The organism is Paramuribaculum intestinale (assembly GCF_003024925.1).
GTDB lineage: Bacteria > Bacteroidota > Bacteroidia > Bacteroidales > Muribaculaceae > Paramuribaculum > Paramuribaculum intestinale.
Genome location: NZ_PUED01000292.1, coordinates 1 through 2,077, shown reverse-complemented (window position 1 = coordinate 2,077; position 2,077 = coordinate 1). Strand labels below are relative to the sequence as shown.

The following is a 2,077-nucleotide window of genomic DNA, read 5'->3' as shown; positions in this document are numbered from 1 at the left end:
GTTCAACTGCTTCGTTCGTCCAAAGTATGACGGCTCACATCAGACATTCCCCGACCTGAATCTGAAGATGCTTGGCGACCGCTACGGGGTGCATTCATTGTATCCCTCGCAGAAAGATTGTGTCTGGATGCTTAAACAGAACGGAGGCGGTATTTGCGATTTTGAGGTAGGGTGCGGCAAGACGCTGATAATGTGCATTGCGGCGCATGAGATGAGGCGTCTCGGACTCGCCCACAAGCCTATGATTATCGGCCTGAAGGCGAATGTCGCTGAAATTGCGATGACATATCAGACCGCATATCCAAATGCGAGAATCCTCTATGCCGATGAAAAGAGTTTCAAGGCAGAGAACCGAGTGGCCTTTTTCAACCAGATCAAGAACAACGACTATGACTGTATCATCATGTCGCACGACCAGTTCGGCAAGATACCCCAGTCGCCGGAAATGCAGCAACAGATTCTGCAAGCTGAGCTTGATACAGTGGAGGAAAATCTCGAAGTTGTCAAGCAGCAAGGGCATGACATATCGCGCGGTATGCTGAAAGGGCTCATCAAGCGCAAGGAAAACCTGACAGCCAAGATAGCGACTATCCAATATCAGATGGAGCAGAACAAGGACAGCGTCGTGGATTTCAAGCAAATGGGCATTGACCATATCTTTGTGGACGAGAGCCACCAGTTCAAGAATCTCATGTTTAACACCCGTCACGACCGGGTTGCCGGGCTCGGCAATTCCGAAGGCTCCCAACGCGCGCTCAATCTACTCTATGCCATACGCACTATTCAGGAACGGACGGGCAAAGACCTCGGTGCTACATTCCTGTCGGGTACTACAATCAGTAATTCTCTGACAGAACTTTACTTGTTGTTCAAGTATCTTCGCCCGAAAGAACTTGAAAGGCAGGAGATTCGGTGTTTCGACGCATGGGCGGCTATCTTCGCAAAGAAGACTACCGACTATGAGTTTAATGTCACAAACAACATAGTCGCAAAGGAGCGTTTCCGATACTTCATCAAGGTGCCGGAACTGGCGGCTTTCTACAATGAGATAACCGACTACCGCACAGCCGAGGATGTCGGCGTTGACCGACCGATGAAGAATGAGATACTGCACAATATCCCGCCCACGCCACAGCAGGAGGAATTTATCCAGAAACTTATGGAATTTGCCAAAAGCGGTGATGCCACAATCTTAGGTCGTGCGCCATTGTCTGAAACCGAGGAGAAAGCGAAGATGCTTATTGCCACCGACTATGCCCGAAAAATGGCTCTTGACATGAGAATGATAGATCCATCATACTCCGATGACCCGAACAACAAGGCCTCGCACTGCGCCAAGATGATAGCCGAATACTATCACAAGTATGATGAGCAGCGCGGCACACAGTTTGTATTTTCCGATCTTGGGACTTACAAGCCGGGAGAGTGGAATTTTTATTCCGAGGTCAAGAGAAAGCTTATAGAGGATTACGGCATACCGCCCCATGAGATAAGGTTTATACAAGAATGTAAGACCGAACGGTCGAGAAAGGCTGTGATACAAGCCACTAACGACGGAGACATCCGCGTTCTGTTCGGCTCCACATCAATGCTCGGCACCGGAGTAAACGCTCAGAAAAGGTGTGTGGCGATTCATCATGATGACACACCATGGCGACCGAGTGACCTTGAACAGCGCAACGGTCGCGGGATACGAGCCGGGAACGAGATAGCCAAACTTTACGCTGACAATAAGGTGGACGTAATCATCTATGCGGTAGAGAAGTCGCTTGACTCCTACAAGTTCAATCTGCTTCATTGCAAGGCCACGTTCATTGCCCAGCTGAAGAGTGGCGCACTCGGTGCGAGAACCATTGACGAGGGAGCAATGGATGAAAAAACGGGAATGAACTTCTCGGAATACATGGCTATCCTGTCAGGCAATACCGATCTTTTGGAAAAGGCGAAACTTGAAAAGCGCATAGCCTCACTGGAGAGCGAGCGCAAATCTTTCAACAAAGGCCGTGGCGATTCAGAGTTCCGTCTGAAAACCATCAGGGTTGACATCCATAACAATGAGGTTGCCGTTGAGCGTATG

General features: G+C 49.5%; 1 protein-coding gene. It reads left to right on the top strand.

What is annotated here, in order from left to right; genetic code table 11:
* A partial coding sequence (locus tag C5O24_RS12875) for a helicase-like domain-containing protein (RefSeq protein ID WP_262497767.1) occupies window positions 1-2,077 on the top strand: 2,077 nt, incomplete at both ends.